This is a genomic window from Paraburkholderia sp. J10-1 (genome assembly GCF_905220165.1).
GTDB lineage: Bacteria > Pseudomonadota > Gammaproteobacteria > Burkholderiales > Burkholderiaceae > Paraburkholderia.
Genome location: NZ_CAJMYW010000084.1, coordinates 1 through 310 on the forward strand (window position 1 = coordinate 1; position 310 = coordinate 310).

Below are 310 nucleotides of genomic sequence, written 5' to 3' on the forward strand. Positions count from 1 at the left end.
GATCGATGCCTACTTCGCCCCCGCGATGATCGGTCAGGACGCCACGCGCATCCAGGCGCTCATGGCGCACCTCGGCAAGCTCGTCAAGGTCAATCACTTCGCCAAGTGCGCGCTGGAAACCGCGCTGCTCGACGCACAGGGCAAGCGCCTTGGCGTGCCGGTGAGCGAACTGCTGGGCGGCCGCCGCCGCGAGCGCCTGCCGGTGGCATGGACGCTGGCATCGGGTGACACCGCGAAAGACATCGCCGAAGCCGAGGCCATGCTCGAGGTGCGCCGCCACAAGATCTTCAAGCTGAAGATCGGCGCGAAG

1 pseudogene is annotated in these 310 nt (G+C 67.1%); it reads left to right on the plus strand.

The features are described from left to right. A pseudogene (locus U5A65_RS40820) lies at nt 1-310 on the plus strand (muconate cycloisomerase); the annotation flags it as partial.